Here is a 19,422-nt window from a genome sequence, read left to right as displayed (position 1 = left end):
GATAATTATTCAATTACACGTGGAACCAGATACAGCCCCGCTTCAGTAGCTGGGGCAACTGCCTGATATTCTTCACGATGATTGGTTTCAGTCACAACATCCTGACGTAATGGCTGAGGGTGATCAAATGGACTTTTTAGCGGTTCAACACCCTCAGTATCGATTGCTTTTAAGGTATCCATCATGCCTAAAATTTTATTTAGACTTTGAGCATATTCAGCAGATTGCGTATCATTGAGCGAAAGACGTGCAAGATTGGCGATTGCTGAAACTGTTTGTGCATTTAAATCTGCAGAATGCTGAGCATCCGGTGTAGACATACCATCACCTAATCAGTATTAAAAAATTCAAAATATCGTGCGTTATAATAAGCGATTGACTTGTTCAACGCACTACATTTAGTTAAAGTTGCCACCTTGCGTCCACATAAAGTTTAACTGAGAACGACCCGTGATTCTAAAACGACTAATTGGCTTGTTTTCGCCGGATCTAGCCATTGATTTAGGTACAGCAAATACACTTATTTATGCACCAGGGCGGGGCATCATTCTGAATGAACCGACAGTTGTCGCGATCCGTCACAGTGGTTCACAGAAAATTGTTGCCGCCGTAGGCCTGGATGCGAAACAGATGCTTGGACGTACCCCGGCAAATATTTCTGCTATACGTCCGATGAAAGATGGCGTAATTGCCGACTTTGAAGTAACTGAGACCATGCTGAACCAGTTCATTGGCAAAGTCCATGAGAAGCGCCTGTTTCCACCTGCACCACGTGTTGTGGTGTGTGTACCATGCAAATCGACACTGGTTGAGCGTCGTGCTATCCGTGAAGCGGTATTTAATGCAGGTGCGCGTGATGTCCGCCTGATTGAAGAGCCGATGGCGGCTGCAATCGGTGCAGGTATGCCGGTTGAGCAGGCGTGTGGTTCTATGGTGGTTGATGTTGGTGGTGGTACTACTGAAATTGCGATTATTTCCCTACAGGGTTGTGTGTACGCAGATTCTCTACGTATTGGTGGTGATGTTTTTGATGAGCAGATCATTAATTATGTGCGTAAAGCACATGGTTGCGTGATTGGTGAAACGACTGCGGAACTGATCAAGAAAGAAGTGGGTATGGCGATCGGAGACGGTACAACACTTGAAATCGAAGTGCGTGGTCGTAACCTGGCTGAAGGCGTTCCCCGTTCAATTACTGTAACCTCTGATGAAATTACTCAGGCAATTGCTGATCCGCTTTCCAATATTGTCAGTGCAGTGAAATCGGCACTTGAACAGACTCCACCAGAGCTGTCCTCTGATATTGCCGAGCGCGGAATTGTGCTCACAGGCGGTGGTGCATTGCTGCGTAATCTGGACAAACTGCTGGCTCAGGAAACTGGACTGCCTGTTATGGTTGCAGAAGATCCACTGACCTGTGTGACTCGCGGTGGCGGTAAGGTACTCGAATTCTTCGATAACCCGAATCATGACATGCTGTTTGTAGGTTAAGTTAGGAACCAGGCGGTGCAACCGAATCTTTTTTCAAGACAACCGCCATCTTTTCGCTCATTCATCATAGCGGTGATCACCTGCCTTATTGTGCTGTTTTTTGACTGGCGCATGCCGCATGTGGTGCAACCTGCCAGGGAAGTCCTGTACGCTGCATATAATCCTATTTATGCACTGGCAAGCTATCCCGTGTTGTCGAGAGAATGGCTGAGTCAACAAACCAAATCTGAAGCCCAGCTGCGCCGTGAAAATACTGCGATGCAGGCCGAGCTGTTACAGGCTCAGGTGCGTCTACAGAAACTGTCAGAGCTCTCTGCCGAGAATACACGTTTACGCGGTCTGCTCGATACGCCACTTATTATTGATGGTCGTATGGAAATTGCAGAAGTCATCGGTACTGATGCTGATCCCTTACGGCATATCATTATTATTAACCGGGGAGCCAGCAATCAGCTCAAGGTGGGGCAGACTGTGCTGGATGACCGTGGAGTAATGGGGCAGATCATTGATGTCTATCCGCATTCTAGCCGTGTAATGTTGCTCTCGGACAAGGAACATTCGCTATCTGTACGTCTGGAACGGACCGGTATGCGTGCCATTGTGGCAGGAACAGGCGATCTGGGACTGCTGAAAATGGAATACGTGCCGACCAGTGCAGATATCAAACCGGGAGACAAAATCTATACTTCAGGGTTAGGTGAACATTTTCCGGCAGGTTATCTGGTGGGTACCGTATCTAAAGTCAGACGCCATAATTCAGGTGAGTTCGCCCAGATTCAGGTGGTTCCAGCTGCACAGCTGGCTGGTGGACATCATGTGGTGATCCTGTTTTCGGACTCTCTGGCGATGGAGCAACCCTATGCCAATCGCTAAGTTACGTTATGAAAAGCGTAAAGATCCATTGATTGTCATTATCCTGTCAGTCATAGTCGGGTCAGTATTAATGGTCTATCCACTGTCTTATGACATTTCGGGATGGCGGCCATTATTTATGCTGATGATCATGCTGTTCTGGATATTGTGTCAGCCAAGCTGGACAGGTGTCTGGTTTGCTTTTGCAGTGGGCATCTTTACAGACTTGCTACGTGATGCGCCCTTGGGAATGAATGCACTCAGTTTTGTGCTGATCACCTTTGTCGTACGCTGGTTTACCCGTGAACGCCGGATTTTAACCTTTGGCAATTTATGGGTACTGGCAACACTAGCAATTTTTGCCCATCTGCTGTTTACCTGGTTCACCCAGGTTATGGCCGGGCTGCATTTTTCAATTGCACGGCACTGGCAACCGTTACTTAGCAGTATTTTGTGCTGGCCCATCCTTTATTACCTGCTGCGAAAATGGCGCATCTGATTCTGGCCTCAAGTTCGCCAAGGCGACAGGAGCTGCTCAGGCAATTAGGACTGGAATTCGATATTCACAGTCCTGATATTGACGAGAGCACAAGAGCAGGTGAAAGTGTCGGTGAGTACGTAGAGCGTCTGGCTCGTCAAAAAGCACAGGCAGTACTCGCACAATATCCTGAATCTGTAATTATTGCTGCTGATACCAGTCTCGGGCTGGATGGTACCATTATTGGTAAACCTGAATCGAAGCAGCATGCCTTTGAAATCTGGTCAAAATTATCTGGTAGACACCATGATGTTTTTTCAGGAGTCTGTATTGCCACATCCCGGCAGATTTCGAGTATAGTGGTACATACCCAGGTTGAATTTCAAACACTCAGTCCAAACGACATGGAGCGTTATTGGGCGACCGGAGAGCCAGAAGGCAAAGCGGGTGCATATGCCATACAGGGCATTGCAGCGCAATATATTCCCCGGATTTTTGGCAGCTACACCAATGTGGTCGGGTTGCCGTTACATGAGACAATACAGTTATTAAAAGCAGTTAAGGCACTAAATTAACCGCTGGAAAGAATTTTTATAATGTTTTGAGTTTTAGTATGTCTGATGAGCTACTCATTAATGTCACCCCTATGGAATGTCGGGTCGCATTAGTTGAAAATGGTACGGTCAATGAATTATTTGTTGAACGGACTGTCAAGCGTGGTCTGGTGGGAAATATCTATAAAGCCAAGGTAGTCCGTGTATTGCCTGGCATGCAGGCTGCTTTTGTCGATATTGGCCTTTCACGTACAGCTTTTTTACATATCAATGACATGATCTGGCCCCGCAACCAGCCTACTCCCAATGTATTTGAATTATTACAACCTGGCCAGATTTTGACGGTGCAGGTCATGAAAGATATGCTGGGTACTAAAGGCGCGCGGCTGTCTACTGACCTTTCAATTCCTTCCCGCTATCTGGTACTGATGCCATTTGGAAATCACATTGGGGTTTCACAGCGAATCGAATCAGAAGAAGAGCGTGACCGGCTGCGTTCACTGATTGAGAAAATTCAGCAACAGCACGATTTACCGGGTAGCGTAATTGTGCGTACGGCAGCTGATGGCGTCGATGAAGCAGATATTGCCCAAGATATGGCCTACCTTGCCAAGCTTTGGGAATATATTCAGCGCAAACAGCGTGCTACCACTGTCCCATCTCTGATTTTTGAAGAATTACCTTTGCCTCAGCGTGTTATCCGTGATCTGGCCAATGAAGAAACTGCCAAAATCTATATTGATTCGCGGGAAATCTATACCAAACTGAGCGAATTTATTGAAGAGTTCGTACCGGGTATGCAAGATCGTCTAATTCACTACCCAGGTGAGCGCCCACTTTTCGACTTGTATAATGTTGAAGAAGACCTGCAAAAAGCCTTGCAGACACGGGTGGCCTTAAAATCAGGTGGCTATCTGATGATTGATCAGACTGAAGCCATGACTACTATTGATGTTAATACAGGTTCCTATGTGGGCGGCCGTTCGCTTGAAGATACGGTCTTTAAAACTAATATGGAAGCCACTCAAGTGATTGTCCGGCAGTTACGACTACGCAACTTGGGCGGCATTATTATTATTGATTTTATTGACATGCAGGAAGCGACCCACCGCAATGAAGTCATGCACCAGTTTGAAAAAATGCTGGAACGGGATCATGCCAAAACTAAAATTACACAAGTTTCCGAATTGGGACTGGTAGAAATGACCCGAAAACGAACTCGGGAGTCTTTAGAACATCTATTATGTGAAGCTTGCCCAACCTGTCAGGGACGGGGATATGTGAAAACAGCAGAAACAGTATGTTACGAGATATTTCGAGAAATTATGCGCTATGCTCGGGCATTTGAATCACAAAGTGGCTTTACAGTAGTTGCCCATCCTGCGGTCATAGACCGTCTATTAACAGCAGAAGCACCAGCAGTGGCGGATTTAGAGCATTTTGTAAATCGGGTAATTAAGTTCCAAGTCGAAAATCTGTATACGCAAGAGCAATATGACATCATCTTAAGCTAAAGTTGTAACAGAATTTCGCTTAATCCTTGTTACAACTGAAATTTTACTTTCATGCATGAATTTTCAATACTAGATGCATTGGGTAGCCAAAGACTTTTCTCCCCTATGTAGTCTTAGCAAATGAGGTAAATGACATGAATGTTAGCGAAAGAATTATTCATAAAGGTTTTCAACACGTACTTGATTCAAAAAAAGTCAATACATGCTATATGCTTGATGATGATGGTCGAGAAATCCAGATTACTACTGCGATGATCCGCTCGGTTTGTCACCAGCTTTTAAAACAATGCCGTACTATTAAAAAATAAGGGGCCTAATTTAGCCCCTCAATTTTCTATTGTTCTTTAACCTGTTACAGTCAGATTTTTCTCAAACGTTTCATCTTCGATCAGGGATTCAAAACGCTGTATTTCATCTTCCAAATGGGTAAGCAGATTCTGCATTTTGGGTAATGCATTGCGACAGGCGATTAAGCCGACCTCGAGTTTGTCCAGATAACTGGTCATGGTAATATTTAAAGCTTGTCCATCCAGTACAATCGAAGCAGGAAAAAGTGCATCCAACTTTGCACCATTCCAGTACAAGGGTTCACGTGGACCCGGTACATTAGAAATTACCAAGTTAAAGGCCTGACGTTTAGGCATCATTCCTGAAAGTATATTAAGTCCTGCGGCAGAGTATACCAGTGCGCTGTAATTCAGAATCTGACCTGATGTCATTCGTTTAAAGCGCTGTTTAGCATTCAGTACACTTCGGCGAATAGTTTCCAACCGTTTTAATGGATCTGCCTGATGTGTACCCAGATTGGCCAGAATCATGGTAATCCGGTTGCTCACATCTGAGTCATCATCCCGGATAGAAGCTGGAACCATGGCAATTAATGGCTTCGCCGGTAAACTGTTCTGGCTAAGAAGATATTCACGTAAAGCACCTGAACACACTGCCAGAATTACATCATTAATAGTTCCATCCAATGCACTTGCGATATTACGTAAACGGTTCAACTCAAAAGATTGTGCTGCAAAACGTCGTGAAGCACTGACCCGCTGATTGAGTATACTTTTCGGTGCCTGAAAGCTGGAAACATAGTGCGGATTACGGCCCATATCTTTCATCACTGTCTGTGACAGTTCATACATTACTTTAGGTACAGCTTCAAACTGGTCTTTAAGTAACCCAAGAATTTTCTTTGTACTTCCTTTCTTAGCTTCTTTAAGGCGTTTGGCTCGTGGGCCTTCTACACACCATGGCGGTACAATACTTTTAGCCTGCTGGTCCTTGGATAGTGATTTTTCAACCAGTCGCATTCCTGCAATTCCATCAACCATGGCATGATGAATTTTGAAGTACATAGCAAACCGGTTGCCTTCAATACCTTCAATAATATTACAGGTCCAGAGCGGTTTTGCGCGATCAATAAGTGTACTATGTTCTTGAGAAATATAAGCTAATAGTTCCCGAATACGTCCTGGATGAGGCAATGAAATATGGCGGAAGTGATGATCCAGATCAAACTCTTCATCTTCATCCCAAAACAGGCCACTTAGCCGGTTATTAAAGGGTGGTACTGGAATTGATTTTGAGTTACGAATATCCTGTACCAGATCTTGTATAAAAGTCGCGGGTGCATGTTCAGGAATTTCAAACAGGAATAGACCGCCTACATGCATGGGCTGTTGACGTTTTTCTAATGATAAAAAAATGAAATCAATTGGGTGTAATGGACGCATAGCGTTGATTGCCTCACTGCAATGGATCTGTCAGCTCTTATTGAGCTGCTCATTGTTAGAATTATAGGACACGCGTTACAGTATATAATCTTTCAGTCCAGACGCAGCATAAATTTATGTGAATTCATCAGTTAAATAAAAACCGCTCAATTAACTGTTAAGACTCTCAGTTAGGTATGAGCGGTTTTTTGACTGATATTACTTCTTTAAATTACCAACATGCAGACCACATTCTTTATGGGTGGCTTCTTCCCACCACCAGCGCCCTTCACGTTCATGCTGATTTGGTAAAACAGCTTTAGTACAAGGTTCACAGCCGATTGAAATAAAACCACGTTCATGCAGAGCATTATATGGAATTTCCATTAAACGGATATAACTCCAGACATCACTGCTTGACCAGTTGGCCAGCGGGTTATACTTGATTAACTGTTTACCCGGCCCAGAAAAACCTGTGTCTGCCTGAACTACTAGTATTTCAGTACGGGTTCCCGGACTCTGGTCACGACGCTGACCGGTAATCCAGCCATCTAAAGTCGCTAGTTTCTTGCGTAACGGCTGAACTTTACGAATACCACAGCATTCCTGATGGCCATCAACATAGAAGCTAAACAGGCCTTTACGATTTACCATATCGAGTAAGGGTTCTGCTTCAGGAAAACAAATTTCAATTTCAATGTTGTAATGATTGCGGACTTTTTCAATAAATTGATAGGTTTCTGAATGCAGTCGGCCAGTATCCAGACTGAATACCCGAAATGGTTTTCCCAAACGGGAGGCCATATCAATCAGAACTACATCTTCAGCCCCTGAAAATGAAATAGCAATTTCACCTTCCTGACTCAAGGCAAGTTCCAGAATCTCGCTTGGAGATTTATCAGCATATTCAGATGCCAAGGCATCCACTATATCAATGGTTGGGATAGCGGTCATGAAGGCTCCTGGCTCAAAGGCTTGGACGCTGTAAAAATATATATTCACTAAAGTGCAATACATTTTAAGGGAAATGAAATAAGCTGCTTAGCACATTAACTACAAAGCTTATGAATAAAACTGATTAATAAACAGTTGCGCAAAATATAACGGGTTAATGCTATGATAATCCGATTTTTTTATGATGCTTGGAGAATTCATGGAAATTGTATGTCTCGATCTTGAAGGGGTATTAGTCCCGGAAATCTGGATTAACTTTGCAAAAAAAACAGGGATTAAAGAACTAGAAGCCACTACTCGAGACATTCCTGACTACGATGTCCTGATGACTCAGCGTTTAAATATCTTAAAGCAGCATGGTTTAGGTTTAAATGATATTCAGGCCGTGATTGCAGATATGGGTCCATTACCCGGCGCCAAAGAATTTGTAGAGTGGGTCCGTACCCATTTCCAGCTGATTATTTTATCTGATACTTTCTATGAATTTGCCCATCCATTGATGCAGCAGTTGGGCTGGCCTACTATTTTTTGTCACAAGCTGGAAACAGATGAAGAAGGCATGATCACTGCCTATAAATTACGTCAGCCAGACCAGAAACGTGAGGCAGTAAAGGCACTCCACAACCTGAATTTCCGTGTAATTGCAGCAGGGGACTCGTATAATGATACAACCATGCTGGGTGAAGCAGACCATGGTTTCCTGTTTGATGCGCCAGAAAATGTAATCGCTGAGTTCCCGCAGTTCCAGGCAATTCATGGTTACGCTGCTTTAAAAGAGGCAATCCGTTCAGTGTCACTGCGTGATATTCCAGCTTAAGATTTTATAAATAAGCTTAAAAAAGGGCACTTGAAGCGCCCTTTTTCTATAAATTGTTTAATGAGATTTTTAGAATTTGTAACCAATATTTAGACCATAAGCGATAGCATGATTACTTTCAAAAGTACCTGCCGCCGTATGAGCACCTGTTACTGCATCAGCATCACCTAACCAGAAGTATTTTACACCTGCACCAATAAAGTAATTTTCAGCCGGTGAAAAACGTACGCCTGTACCTATACTCCAGTAACCTTCAGTTGGGCCTAGAGTTGTTACAGGATTACCTGCACCAGAATCCCAACCTACTGATACATTACCTGCCCACAGATCATTAAATTTACGGCCTACACCGACCGTTGCTGAAATCTGATCATCTTTATAGTCAATCAGATTAAAGCCATTTGGTTTGCCAAGAGCTGGAGTTGATTGACCAAGGACTTGCGATAACTTGCCGAATTTATAAGGTTGGACTGCAAACTTGGACCATTCTACCCATCGTACATTGGCAAATGCGACAGTATTTTCCATAATGCCCGTTTGAAAATCGACATTAACTGACTGTGGTGTGGTTAATTCAGTACGTCCAGAAGTAGCACTAATCTGGTTCATTGCACCATCAAGTCGAGGATTACCAGTGAGTCCTGCCGCGCCAAAATTCTCATAAGCATTCATATCATGCTCAATTTCAGAACGATAGGTTATAGCAGCTTTTAGGGCAATCTCAGGAATTTGATAAGCAATACCAGCCAGCCAGCCTACCGATTCGTCTTCACCTGTTTTTAAATCATATCCATTGAAGGCGCTATAAGCATTACCGCGTAATTTCACCGTACCATCAACTGTCTGATAAACAGCACCTGCATATAAATTCCAGTTTTGAGTAGGCTGATAGCCAATCAGAAAATTCAGGTTTTGAGTATCTACTTCAACGGTAGTACCACCTTTAAATGGAACCATACGGTTTTCAACAAAGTTATTATTTCCTTTGTACTCGGCATCAGCACCAAATGGCTGATCATAGATCAGACCAAGTGAAATTTTATCAGTAGCTTGAATTTTCAAAGCCGCTGATGGGAAATAGTAGTCACCAGCCATATCACCAGCAACATTCCCATTTGCGTCAGTACCTGAAACATCAGGATCAAGGATAGAAATACCTGCCTCAAAATAGTTTTCAGGCTGTAAAAATGCCTGAATAGATTGACCTGAACGGTCTAAACCACCCGCATTAACCGCAGTGAGAGGGAGTGAGCTAAGAAGAATAGCGGAATAAATTTTATTGAGCTTCATGGTCTTTCCCTGATGCCATATGTAACAAAAAAGTTGAAGGAAAGTAACACAAAACAAAAAAGAGTAAATGCTCAGCTCGGTCTAAAAAATGAACTGATGAATGCAAGAAATATGCTTGATTAGAGTAAAAAGACTAAGAATACTGATGTATATAAATGATTTATAAATAAAAAATTAGAGTAAATATTTTAAAAAGATACCAAACAAAACCGGATTTTTTTTGGCTAAATTAGCAACACTTAAAATTTGTATAGTAGAGTAGTAATAGAAAAGCTACCGCAAGCGATAGCCTTTCTAAAATAATTTACCTTAGAAACGATAACCAATTTTTAGACCATAACCCCAAGCATCGTTATCTTCAAAATCAGCTACATATGAATTAGAACCGAAATCAGATGCAGCTTGAGCTTTTGCATCGCCTAACCAGAAATATTTCACACCGCCCGCAATAAAGTAGTTTTGTGCAGGGCTAAATTGTAGACCTAAACCAAGATTCCAATAGCCTTCTGTTGGGCCTAAAGTAGAAACTGGATTACCAGCACCTGAATCCCAACCTACAGAAACGTTACCTGCCCATTGTTCAGAAAATTTACGGCCTACGCCTAGAGTAGCTGAGATTTGATCATCAGTATAAGAAACAATATCAAAGCCATTTGGATTATTAGGAGTAGCACCTGCCGCGCCTAAAGCTCTTGAAACTCGTTCAAACTGCTGTGGACGAATTGAGAAATCCTTCCAGTTGACCCAGCGTACGTTAGCAAAGGCTACTGTATCTGCCATAATACCGCTTTGGAAATCAAGGTTTACAGACTGAGGAGTAGAAATTTTAGTATTTGTATTTACATTATAAAGCGCAGCAGCAGGGTTTTGCGTTACTAAAGCTAAAATATCACTACGACCATATTCATTTGTTTTCAAATCATGATCAATTTCAGAACGATAAGTTAGTGATGCTTTTAGAGCAATTTCAGGAATCTGGTAAGCAATACCCGCTAACCAACCTACAGCACTATCGTCTTCCATTGTAGCATTGTATTGACCTAATGCAGTTGTACTGCCATATGCTAGACCACGTAATTGAACATTACCTTCAACTGACTGGTATACAGCACCACCATAAATATTAAAATTTTCAATAGGTTGATAACCTACAAGCATAGTAATATTTTCTGATTTAACTTCTACTTCTGTACCTTCTGTTCCATTATGGAAAACACCACCAGCTAAAGGATTTAAATAAGTATCAGTAGGGTAAGTTGCTTTCGCTCCAAATGGCTGATCATAAATTATACCAAATGAAAAATTATCAGTTAACTGAAATTTTAATGCTGCACTGGGAAAATAATAATCATCACCCATTTCGCCAACTGAGGTGCCTCGATAAGCAGGAGCTAATGGTGCGGCAGCTCCTCCTGGCGTCCAATTATTTTGAACTTTACCAGAAACTGATGGATCAAGAACAGAAATTCCGGCTTCAAAATAATTACCTGGTTGTAAGAATGCAGAGATCGACTGACCTGAACGATCTAAAGCTGCTGCAAATACCCCAGTTGCAGGTAGCATCGCTAAAATCATTGCTGTGCTAAGAGTTTTTAATTTCATTCTAGTCTTTCCTTGAGATACGGGAAGTTTTACGTGCATGATCTATGCTTTTTAATTTTGGAGATCATCCTCTTCCGGGATAAAATCTAACTTAACTCCATGTGACAAAAATAGCACAATTAAAACAAGAGTAAATGCTCTATTTGAACTTAAAAATAAAAAAATATGTTGAAAAATCATACTAAATAGAGTAAATGTTCTATAATTTTAATGGAATAATTAATTAAGTAATTGAAATATAAAAATATTAATTTATCGTTATTATGTAATAATCGCTTTTTTCAATTAAAATTTAAAATTTGACTATTCAGATTTTTAAAAATAATCAAGAAAATCAAGAGCAAAATTTAAGCAAATAATTAATTTAAGTGAATTCATTGTAGGGAGGAATGGGTTAATTTTCTTTAAACAAGATTTTAAGTAGGAAGTAGTGGGTCAGTTTAAGATGATTTTAAGTAATATCTGTTCAGATAAAGAGGATATTTATTTAAATTTTCTGTGATGCAAAACTCAAACTATTTTTTGTCTTATCAGTACATTTTATTATTTATAAATTTCTTTATCTTAAAAATTTTTTTCCCTGTAGGCGGGTTAATCGATTTATCTCTTATACAACCGTGGGTAAGCCACTCGGGAGAATTCCTATTTCGTGATAGCTGGTATTTGGCGAAACTCAACCATAGCTATATAAAAGATATAATTATGGCTGTTTATATCTGCTATTTTATGGGCTGGTTAAGCTCATTTAAGTGCCAAAAACTTAAAACGTATCAAATGAAGTGGGGCTATTTTTTTCTGGTCTCCCTGTTATGTACCAGTATCGTTGGTCTCATCAAGTCGCAGTCTGCATATGCTTGTCCATGGAATATGACTATCCCTTCTATTTCAGGGTTTACTTGGGATTTTTCAGCAAAAAATGGGCATTGCTTTCCAGGCGGCCATGCTTCAACAGGTTTTGCTTTATTAACAGGCTATTTTGTTTACCGCTTATCTAATATAAAAAAGGCCTGTTTCTTTCTTGTGGCTGGCTTAATACTTGGTTTTGCAATGGGCTGGGCACAGATGATGCGTGGTGCCCATTTTTTAAGTCATAATCTATGGACATTGTGGATCTGCTGGTGTGTAAATGTTCTGATATACCAGATTATCCTCAACTATTCTCCTCAAATTTTAAGTACTGACTAGAGATTCTGGCTCTCTACTTTCTACAGGTTTTTTAAAGAATATTATCTGGTAAAAATATATTGACCTGTAAGCCACCTAATGTCTGGCTGTGTGTAAAACTAAGCCGTCCCTTTAAACGTTGGGTTGCCTTATGAACAATGGACAGACCTAAGCCACTCCCAATTTCTGTATGCTGATAAACACGGTAAAAACGCTGAAGTACCTTTTCGTATAGCATAGGGTCAATACCTGGTCCACTGTCTTCTATCTGTATCAGTGCTCCATTTTCTCTGGCATATACGGAAACATTAATTACACCATTTTCTGGCGTGTATTTAATGGCATTATCAATCAGATTAAAAATAATTGAGTGTATGATAGCGGGTTCCGACAGGATACTCACCGGATCCTGCTGCTCCATGCCCAGATCGATATTCTTTTGTATTGCCAGCTGGATGAGTTCCTCTACACAATTTGTAGCGATATCGCTCACTCTGACCTGCACACTATGCTCAGTTTCTAAAATATTTGCATCCTGTTGAGCCAGGCTAAGTAATTGACTGACCAGATGCTGGACACGCATTAAACCTTTATTGAGGTTCTTTAAAGCAGGATGGTCAGGAAACTCTTGTAACAGAATCTGTATTTGCAAATTTAATGCAGTAATCGGTGTTCTTAACTCATGAGCTGCATTTGCTATAAATTGCCGCTGCTCTTGCTGTGAATACTGAATCCGGCTGAATAGAGAGTTGATTTCATTAAGGACTGGTACAATTTCTTGGGGATATTTAAATATTTGAACCGGTTCTAATTCATGTGGCTCACGCTTTGCAATTTCTTCTTTAAATTCGTCTAAAGGTTTAAGATTGTGGCTGATGATCCAGCCTAATCCCCAGAGCACCAAGGGCATAAACAGCAAGTAGGGAATAAACATATTGCCCGCAAGTTCTAGTGCCAGATGCCGGCGGACAGAAAGCTGCTGGCTAACCTGTATCTGGTCATGCTCAAGTGGGAGCACATAAGTCCGCCAGATATCACTTGCAGTCTGGTGTGTATAAAAACCGGCTTTTTCTACCGGTGCCACCAGCCGCTTTGACTGGCTTTGATGATCTTGATCAGTATATGCCCATACATCTACAAATAAATCTTCTTCATGGTAGCGCTGATGTTCATCAAACTGGCTTTGGATCTGCTCTGGACCATGGGCGGCAATACGTTCAGCCAGATTCTGCATCTGGGCATCCAGAATTTCATTAATTTCTTCAAGCGCAATACGATAAGCTGAAAAGACCAGTACACAGCCCAGACTGATACTAAAGAATGAAATATAGAGTATGAGCCGTTTTTTTAAGGAGTAATTTGATGACATAAAAACTTCGCTGTTTAAGCTTAGGCCTGACCCAGACGGTAACCTAAACCGCGAATAGTCCGGATAAAGTCCTTGCCGAGCTTGGTGCGTAAATGGTGTATATAGACCTCAATGGTATTGCTGTTGATTTCAGAATCTATATCGTAGAGCTTATCTTCCAGGCTGCTTCTGGAAAAAATTTTATAGGGGTAACTCATCAAGGGAATAAGGATAGCCCATTCACGCTTGGACAGGTCAATATGTTCGTTTTTAAACAGAGCAGAATGCTGTTCCAGATCAAGTATCAGGTCGCCATGTTGTAGTATCTGTACGGTTTCGGTCTGAATGCTGGTTATAGTGCTGCGACGTAATAGAGCCTGTATACGTGCCAGTAATTCATCAAATTCATAAGGCTTGACCAGATAATCATCTGCACCTTGATTCAAGCCATCTACCCGGCTGTGTAGCTGGTCGCGTGCAGAAATAATTAAAACTGGAAGAGCCGGTTTTTGCTGCCGGATCTGCTTGAGGGCCTGCATTCCATCCATAAGAGGAAGGCCCAGATCTAACAGGACAATATCAAATTCCTGTGTTTTAAGGAGTTTTAGGCCATCAATACCGTTATTTACCCATTGCACTGCGAACTGCTGATATTGCAACAGTGTAATGGTGGATTCGGCAATCATAAAATCATCTTCAATAATCAGGATTTTATTCATTTTTTATATCCTCAGGTCCGATAGATGATGGCATTGTTGCAGCATATCATGCTGTGGCTGTATCACTGCACTCTTAATGTTGAGCAGACTGAGCAGGGTAGGAAATAAATTATCCTGGCTCAGATTTTGCTGTTTCTGGTTGGCCAGACAGGCGAACTGCACAGGGTGCTGCTGTTTCCAGCTCTCTGAAAACCACATTAACATTGGAATATGGGTTTGCTGGCTGGGTGCAATGGCATAAGGCGAACCATGCAAATATAAGCCATGTTCTCCAGTAGATTCACCATGATCAGATAAATACCATAGCGCGCTCTGATAGTGTTGGTTCCCTTTTAAGGTTTGTATAAGCTCGGCAAGCACATGATCGGTATAAACTATTGAATTATCGTAGCTGTTAATTAAAGACTCGGTACTACAACCCTGAATGGCATTGGTATTACATGTTGGTTGGAACCGCTGGTATGCTGCTGTTGAGCGCTTAAAATAAGCCGGGCCATGACTGCCTGCCTGATGCAGAACAATCAGGCGTGGTGCCTTATCGGTTTCTGGAATACTGGCCAGATAAGCCTGGAGTGCCTCAGGCAAGATTTCATCATGACATTCTCCCTCTATACACCACTTCTGTTTAAGGGATTTATTAAATCCATATTGTTCTATGCGGTTGCAGACGCCTTTACAGCCTGAGTTATTATCCACCCAAGTCACTTTGTAGCCCGCACGCTGGGCAATATCTAGCAAGCCTTCCCGGTGTGATGCGAGCTGTTCATCATACTGCTGACGCGGCATACCGGAAAACATGCAGGGAACTGAAACTGCTGTGGCTGTTCCACAAGAATTGACCTGACTGAAATTTATAATATCCAGTTTAGATAGTTCTGGATTGGTCACTCTGGTATATCCATTTAAAGCAAAACTCTCAGCACGGGCAGTTTCACCTACTACCAGAACCATAAGCTGGGGTTTTTTTGAATCTGATACCGGTAAAATTAAATGTGCATCTTCTCCATATTTAATAAGTGGCAAATTCTGTCTTGGCGCTTTCTTTTTATAATACGAAATGCTAGATGCGATTACATTTTGTGGGCTGATCATACCTTTTAGATCACGATGTTCACGAAAGATAGCTGCATAATCAATATAGAAGGTAAATAGCATCAAGCCGGCCAGAACCAATGAGGTAAGCGCACCGAACATTTTAGAAATAAAAACTTTAGATAAAGCTTCAGTTTTTATTTTGACTAAGCCTAGCAATGATAAAGGCAGCAAGACAAAGCCAAGACTCCACAAAACAAATTGCCAAGAGAGCAGATCCAGTACTTCGTGCTGATCGGTTTGTAATGCATTCTGAATTTGGTCAGCTGATATACCTATGCCCAGACTATTAACAAAATAAGCTGAAAAACCGCCTAAAAGAATGAAGATGACAGCAAAGAATCGAATGTTCCATTTCCACTGCAGCAACTGAAAAATCAGGTTGTAGATACTCACCACTACAATGACTGTTGCCATTAAAAATAACCATGCCTTGATTCCCTGATAAGGTGTGAGCTGCATCATCTTCATATAAAAAGAAAGATTCAGGGCAACGCCAAACCATATAGACAGGATTAAATTGAAGATATTAAGTGAAATAGGCGGAAACTTGTTCTGGAGTCGTCTGAATATCATAAAGGCATTGATACTTTCAGCTTATATGGAATTTTAATGTAAAAGCTGAAACTTAAATGATACTTAAATCAGGGAAGAGGAGAGACAAAATATGCAAAAGGCTTTGCCATCATTAAAGAGATGTATACTGATTTAAAAGGATGTGTGCCCTGCGGGACTCGAACCCACGTCGGTCGCTTAGGAGGCAACTGCTCTATCCAGTTAAGCTAAAGGCACAAAGAAGACTTATTATAAATGAAAAAGTTACTGCCTCAACAATAACTTTTTCAAAATAGAATTTTATGGACTTTACGCACGAGGTTTAAGTATTTTATAAAGCACTAGCATGAGAACCACCCAGATTGGTAGCATCAGCACCGACTCTTTAAAGCCTTGTGTCCACATAATGTAGAGTACAACAGCAATAAATACTAAAACGATATAGTTGCTCAGAGGTGAAAACAGTGCCGGAAATTTGGATAAAATTCCATTTTTCTGAATATAGTCTTTGAACTTTAAGTGGGTTAACGTGATCATGGCCCAGTTCAGTACTAAAGCTCCTACTACCACATACATCAGATGACCTAATGCATCTTCTGGAATCAGATAGTTCAGTAATACGCAACCGAAAATCAGAAGTGCAGAGAAAAGCACAGCAGGAATCGGTACACCTTGCTTATTAACCTTCAAGAATATTTTTGGCGCATTACCTTGTTGAGCCAGACCATACAGCATACGGCTATTGGCATACATGCCGCTGTTATAAACTGACAGGGCTGCAGTCAGAATAATAAAATTCAGCAGATGAGCTGCCCAGCCAATACCTAACTGGCTAAAAATCATTACAAATGGACTTTTATCCAGACCACCGAGTTCCAGCTGGTTCCATGGTACCAGTGACAGTAAGATGGTGAGTGAACCTACATAAAACAGTAAAATTCGGAAAACTACTTGGTTAATAGCCTTAGGAATAGTTTTTTCCGGGTTTTCTGCTTCTGCAGCTGCCATTCCGATCAGTTCAATCCCGCCAAAAGCAAACATCAGGAAAGCCAGCATATAAAACAGGCCGTCAAAACCATTCGGGAAAAAGCCGCCATGACTCCACAGATTGCTAAAAGATGCACCAGAACTGGCATCTGCAGTAAAGATCAGATAAAGGCCAAACACAATCATGGAAATGACTGCTGCCACCTTGATAATGGATAGCCAGAATTCTGATTCACCATAAAACTTGACATTACCCAAGTTAACTAAAGTAATGATTACAAAAAAGAAGAGTACCGAAGCCCACGCAGGAATATGCGGCCACCAGTAATTGATATATTTGGCAACGGCAGTCAGCTCTGTCATTGCAACTAAAATATAAAGAATCCAGTAGTTCCAGCCTGCCAAGAAGCCCGGAAAGTTACCCCAGTATTTATGCGCAAAATGACTAAAAGAGCCAGCAACCGGCTCATGTACAATCATTTCACCTAGTTGGCGCATAATTAAAAAAGCAATTAATCCACCGATCGCATAACCTAAAATAATGGATGGACCAGCAGACTGTATAACCTGCGCAGAACCTAAAAACAGACCGGTACCAATAGCTCCACCCATGGCAATAAGCTGGATATGACGGTTTTTTAAGCCACGCTGAAGTTGCGATGTATTATTGTTCAAAGTGCTCAGCTCGACGATGACTAAGTCAAGTATTGTAATGTATTGCAACTTATTAGCCTAGTCAGACTAATTGCTTGCTGCTGAATCTTAAGCTCTTTTATAAATTTAATAAAAATAAATAACTTAGAGAGAGGTAAGGCTGTTATTTATAGAATTGGGATGGTTGAGTATTTAAATTTAGTCTGACTAGTCTATAAAATAATTCTGCCGGTTTCAGACTCGAACAGGAATAGCCTGCACAGCAGTTTAAAAAAGCTTTAATATGAACCGGGATTGGATAGCCCACATTTGCCCAGCAATAATCATAAAGAATGACAGGAATTAAAACAGCAATGAGTTCAGTACCACAAATTAAAGTCGCCGCTACCTATATGCGTGGCGGAACCAGTAAAGGTGTATTTTTTAAACTTGATGATTTACCTGAAAAGGCTCGCGAAGCAGGTCAGGCGCGTGATCATTTTTTACTGCGTGTGATCGGCAGTCCAGACCCTTATGCCAAACAGATTGATGGGATGGGTGGAGCGACCTCAAGCACCAGTAAAACGGTGATCCTGTCTAAAAGTACCCGGGCAGAACATGATGTCGATTATCTGTTTGGACAGGTCTCAATTGACCAGCCTGTCGTTGACTGGAGTGGTAACTGTGGCAATTTGACCGCAGCAGTTGGGTCTTTTGCTATTAGTAACGGACTGGTTGATGCTGATCGTATTCCTGAAAATGGTATATGTACCGTAAAAATCTGGCAGGTCAATATTGGTAAAACAATTGTTGCACATGTACCTGTAACGCAAGGGCAGGTTCAGGAAACTGGAGATTTCGAGCTAGACGGTGTGACCTTCCCGGCAGCCGAAGTTCAAATTGAGTTTTTAGATCCTTCCGATGATGATGGTGAGGGGAGCAGCATGTTTCCTACTGGCAATGTCATCGATATGTTCGAGGTTCCTGGAGAAGGCAGTTTTCAGGCTACATTTATTAATGCAGGCATCCCCACTATTTTTTTAAATGCAGCAGATTTAGGGTATACCGGCACGGAGTTACAAGAACAGATTAATACTGACCCTTTAGCGCTAGCACGTCTGGAAACTATTCGTGCCTTTGGTGCTCTTAAAATGGGACTGATACAGGATATAGCTGAGGCAGCCTCCCGTCAGCATACGCCGAAAATTGCTTTTGTGGCGCCCCCGCTTACTTATATGGCCTCCAGTGGAAAGCAGGTCAAGCAGGAAGATATTGACCTGCTGGTCCGTGCGATGTCGATGGGTAAACTACACCATGCTATGATGGGTACTGCTGCAGTTGCTATAGCAACAGCGGCGGCAGTCCCAGGTACTGTGGTAAATCTCGCTGCTGGTGAGGGAGAGCGTGAAGTCGTCCGTTTCGGGCATCCTTCCGGGACCTTACGTGTGGGCGCACAAGCTGAACAGCAGCAGGGAACATGGACTGTCAGGAAAGCCATTATGAGCCGGAGTGCCCGTGTGCTGATGGAAGGCTGGGTTCGTGTACCGGGCGACTGTTTTTAACCAAAGACGTCAAATTAAAAAATACCAGTCTTCAAAGTCAGGCTGGTATTTTTTATATTTCTTCTTTTGATTATAAAGAGCTAATGTGATTTTCTCCCTAA

The 19,422-nt window shown here is 41.8% G+C and carries 18 protein-coding genes and 1 tRNA gene; 9 read left to right on the top strand and 10 right to left on the bottom strand.

Annotated elements, in window-relative coordinates; translation table 11 throughout:
• Positions 1 to 5 precede the first annotated feature (5 nt).
• The gene (gene gatC / locus B3R63_RS10070; RefSeq protein ID WP_005015990.1) at positions 6 to 320 is read right to left on the bottom strand and encodes an Asp-tRNA(Asn)/Glu-tRNA(Gln) amidotransferase subunit GatC; all 315 of its coding nucleotides are present in this window, start codon (positions 318 to 320) and stop codon (positions 6 to 8) included.
• A gap of 130 nt (positions 321 to 450) precedes the next feature.
• Between gatC and B3R63_RS10065 the strand changes: the two genes are divergently transcribed.
• The 6 genes from B3R63_RS10065 (at position 451) to B3R63_RS10040 (ending at position 5,197) form a co-directional block, all read left to right on the top strand.
• The gene (locus tag B3R63_RS10065; RefSeq protein ID WP_005015988.1) at positions 451 to 1,491 is read left to right on the top strand and encodes a rod shape-determining protein; all 1,041 of its coding nucleotides are present in this window, start codon (positions 451 to 453) and stop codon (positions 1,489 to 1,491) included.
• Positions 1,492 to 1,506: 15 nt separating this feature from the next.
• Positions 1,507 to 2,364, top strand: a complete 858-nt coding sequence (gene mreC, locus B3R63_RS10060; protein WP_005015986.1) for a rod shape-determining protein MreC — start codon at positions 1,507 to 1,509, stop codon at positions 2,362 to 2,364.
• On the top strand, positions 2,351 to 2,842 hold the full coding sequence (mreD, locus tag B3R63_RS10055; protein WP_005024886.1) for a rod shape-determining protein MreD: 492 nt from the start codon (positions 2,351 to 2,353) through the stop codon (positions 2,840 to 2,842). The genes mreC and mreD overlap by 14 nt, the downstream gene beginning before the upstream one ends.
• Positions 2,830 to 3,396: a Maf-like protein gene (locus B3R63_RS10050; protein ID WP_005024888.1), complete on the top strand. Its 567-nt coding sequence runs from the start codon at positions 2,830 to 2,832 to the stop codon at positions 3,394 to 3,396. The genes mreD and B3R63_RS10050 overlap by 13 nt, the downstream gene beginning before the upstream one ends.
• Before the next feature lie 38 nt (positions 3,397 to 3,434).
• Complete coding sequence (gene rng, locus B3R63_RS10045; RefSeq protein ID WP_151838803.1) at positions 3,435 to 4,889, top strand: ribonuclease G; 1,455 nt, start codon at positions 3,435 to 3,437, stop codon at positions 4,887 to 4,889.
• 134 nt (positions 4,890 to 5,023) lie between these two features.
• A complete protein-coding gene (locus tag B3R63_RS10040) occupies positions 5,024 to 5,197 on the top strand; it encodes a PA1571 family protein (RefSeq protein ID WP_005015969.1) in 174 nt (57 codons plus the stop codon).
• Between the two features lie 36 nt (positions 5,198 to 5,233).
• Here B3R63_RS10040 and B3R63_RS10035 read toward each other — a convergent pair whose 3' ends face one another.
• Together B3R63_RS10035 and B3R63_RS10030 are read right to left on the bottom strand one after the other, a co-directional pair.
• Complete coding sequence (locus B3R63_RS10035) at positions 5,234 to 6,619, bottom strand: WS/DGAT/MGAT family O-acyltransferase (RefSeq protein ID WP_151838802.1); 1,386 nt, start codon at positions 6,617 to 6,619, stop codon at positions 5,234 to 5,236.
• A 198-nt stretch (positions 6,620 to 6,817) separates the two neighbouring features.
• Complete coding sequence (locus B3R63_RS10030; protein ID WP_111280540.1) at positions 6,818 to 7,552, bottom strand: phosphoadenylyl-sulfate reductase; 735 nt, start codon at positions 7,550 to 7,552, stop codon at positions 6,818 to 6,820.
• A 199-nt stretch (positions 7,553 to 7,751) separates the two neighbouring features.
• On the opposite strand from B3R63_RS10030, the gene thrH reads away from it, so the two are divergent.
• Positions 7,752 to 8,369 carry a bifunctional phosphoserine phosphatase/homoserine phosphotransferase ThrH gene (gene thrH, locus B3R63_RS10025; protein WP_138000518.1) on the top strand — a complete coding sequence of 206 codons (618 nt, stop codon included), beginning with the start codon at positions 7,752 to 7,754 and terminating at the stop codon, positions 8,367 to 8,369.
• Between the two features lie 69 nt (positions 8,370 to 8,438).
• Here thrH and B3R63_RS10020 read toward each other — a convergent pair whose 3' ends face one another.
• Both B3R63_RS10020 and B3R63_RS10015 read right to left on the bottom strand, forming a co-directional pair.
• Positions 8,439 to 9,659 (bottom strand): OmpP1/FadL family transporter, encoded by a 1,221-nt coding sequence (locus B3R63_RS10020; protein WP_151838801.1) that lies wholly within the window; start codon positions 9,657 to 9,659, stop codon positions 8,439 to 8,441.
• Positions 9,660 to 9,968: 309 nt separating this feature from the next.
• Positions 9,969 to 11,261, bottom strand: coding sequence for an OmpP1/FadL family transporter (locus B3R63_RS10015; protein WP_106438656.1), 1,293 nt, complete (start codon positions 11,259 to 11,261; stop codon positions 9,969 to 9,971).
• 501 nt (positions 11,262 to 11,762) lie between these two features.
• On the opposite strand from B3R63_RS10015, the gene B3R63_RS10010 reads away from it, so the two are divergent.
• Complete coding sequence (locus B3R63_RS10010; protein WP_151838800.1) at positions 11,763 to 12,446, top strand: phosphatase PAP2 family protein; 684 nt, start codon at positions 11,763 to 11,765, stop codon at positions 12,444 to 12,446.
• Positions 12,447 to 12,477: 31 nt separating this feature from the next.
• Here the strand turns inward: B3R63_RS10010 and B3R63_RS10005 are convergent, their stop codons facing one another.
• The 5 genes from B3R63_RS10005 to B3R63_RS09985 all read right to left on the bottom strand — a co-directional run bounded on the left by B3R63_RS10005 (position 12,478) and on the right by B3R63_RS09985 (position 17,801).
• Positions 12,478 to 13,794, bottom strand: coding sequence for an ATP-binding protein (locus B3R63_RS10005; RefSeq protein ID WP_106438654.1), 1,317 nt, complete (start codon positions 13,792 to 13,794; stop codon positions 12,478 to 12,480).
• A gap of 20 nt (positions 13,795 to 13,814) precedes the next feature.
• The gene (locus tag B3R63_RS10000; protein WP_286730883.1) at positions 13,815 to 14,492 is read right to left on the bottom strand and encodes a response regulator transcription factor; all 678 of its coding nucleotides are present in this window, start codon (positions 14,490 to 14,492) and stop codon (positions 13,815 to 13,817) included.
• A gap of 3 nt (positions 14,493 to 14,495) precedes the next feature.
• On the bottom strand, positions 14,496 to 16,160 hold the full coding sequence (locus B3R63_RS09995; RefSeq protein WP_151838798.1) for a phosphoethanolamine transferase: 1,665 nt from the start codon (positions 16,158 to 16,160) through the stop codon (positions 14,496 to 14,498).
• A gap of 143 nt (positions 16,161 to 16,303) precedes the next feature.
• A tRNA-Arg gene (locus tag B3R63_RS09990) sits at positions 16,304 to 16,376 on the bottom strand.
• Between the two features lie 72 nt (positions 16,377 to 16,448).
• Positions 16,449 to 17,801, bottom strand: a complete 1,353-nt coding sequence (locus B3R63_RS09985) for an amino acid permease (RefSeq protein WP_005406968.1) — start codon at positions 17,799 to 17,801, stop codon at positions 16,449 to 16,451.
• A gap of 332 nt (positions 17,802 to 18,133) precedes the next feature.
• Here B3R63_RS09985 and prpF point away from each other — a divergent pair, with 332 nt between their 5' ends.
• Positions 18,134 to 19,321 (top strand): 2-methylaconitate cis-trans isomerase PrpF, encoded by a 1,188-nt coding sequence (gene prpF / locus B3R63_RS09980; RefSeq protein WP_286730880.1) that lies wholly within the window; start codon positions 18,134 to 18,136, stop codon positions 19,319 to 19,321.
• Positions 19,322 to 19,422 lie beyond the last annotated feature (101 nt).

The organism is Acinetobacter sp. UBA1297, assembly GCF_002307755.1.
In the GTDB taxonomy this organism is placed as follows: Bacteria; Pseudomonadota; Gammaproteobacteria; order Pseudomonadales; family Moraxellaceae; genus Acinetobacter; species Acinetobacter radioresistens.
The sequence above is the reverse complement of the archived record's forward strand: the minus strand, read 5'-3'. Positions and strand labels throughout refer to the sequence as shown.

Bases quoted from the DNA above. Each gene is read 5' to 3' on its own strand.
- gatC (WP_005015990.1), bottom strand. From the start codon at position 320: ATGTCTACACCGGATGCTCAGCATTCTGCAGATTTAAATGCACAAACA.
- mreD (WP_005024886.1), top strand. From the start codon at position 2,351: ATGCCAATCGCTAAGTTACGTTATGAAAAGCGTAAAGATCCATTGATT.
- B3R63_RS10050 (WP_005024888.1), top strand. From the start codon at position 2,830: ATGGCGCATCTGATTCTGGCCTCAAGTTCGCCAAGGCGACAGGAGCTG.
- rng (WP_151838803.1), top strand. From the start codon at position 3,435: ATGTCTGATGAGCTACTCATTAATGTCACCCCTATGGAATGTCGGGTC.
- B3R63_RS10040 (WP_005015969.1), top strand. From the start codon at position 5,024: ATGAATGTTAGCGAAAGAATTATTCATAAAGGTTTTCAACACGTACTT.
- B3R63_RS10035 (WP_151838802.1), bottom strand. From the start codon at position 6,619: ATGCGTCCATTACACCCAATTGATTTCATTTTTTTATCATTAGAAAAA.
- B3R63_RS10030 (WP_111280540.1), bottom strand. From the start codon at position 7,552: ATGACCGCTATCCCAACCATTGATATAGTGGATGCCTTGGCATCTGAA.
- thrH (WP_138000518.1), top strand. From the start codon at position 7,752: ATGGAAATTGTATGTCTCGATCTTGAAGGGGTATTAGTCCCGGAAATC.
- B3R63_RS10020 (WP_151838801.1), bottom strand. From the start codon at position 9,659: ATGAAGCTCAATAAAATTTATTCCGCTATTCTTCTTAGCTCACTCCCT.
- B3R63_RS10015 (WP_106438656.1), bottom strand. From the start codon at position 11,261: ATGAAATTAAAAACTCTTAGCACAGCAATGATTTTAGCGATGCTACCT.
- B3R63_RS10010 (WP_151838800.1), top strand. From the start codon at position 11,763: ATGCAAAACTCAAACTATTTTTTGTCTTATCAGTACATTTTATTATTT.
- B3R63_RS10005 (WP_106438654.1), bottom strand. From the start codon at position 13,794: ATGTCATCAAATTACTCCTTAAAAAAACGGCTCATACTCTATATTTCA.
- B3R63_RS10000 (WP_286730883.1), bottom strand. From the start codon at position 14,492: ATGAATAAAATCCTGATTATTGAAGATGATTTTATGATTGCCGAATCC.
- B3R63_RS09995 (WP_151838798.1), bottom strand. From the start codon at position 16,160: ATGATATTCAGACGACTCCAGAACAAGTTTCCGCCTATTTCACTTAAT.
- prpF (WP_286730880.1), top strand. From the start codon at position 18,134: ATGAGTTCAGTACCACAAATTAAAGTCGCCGCTACCTATATGCGTGGC.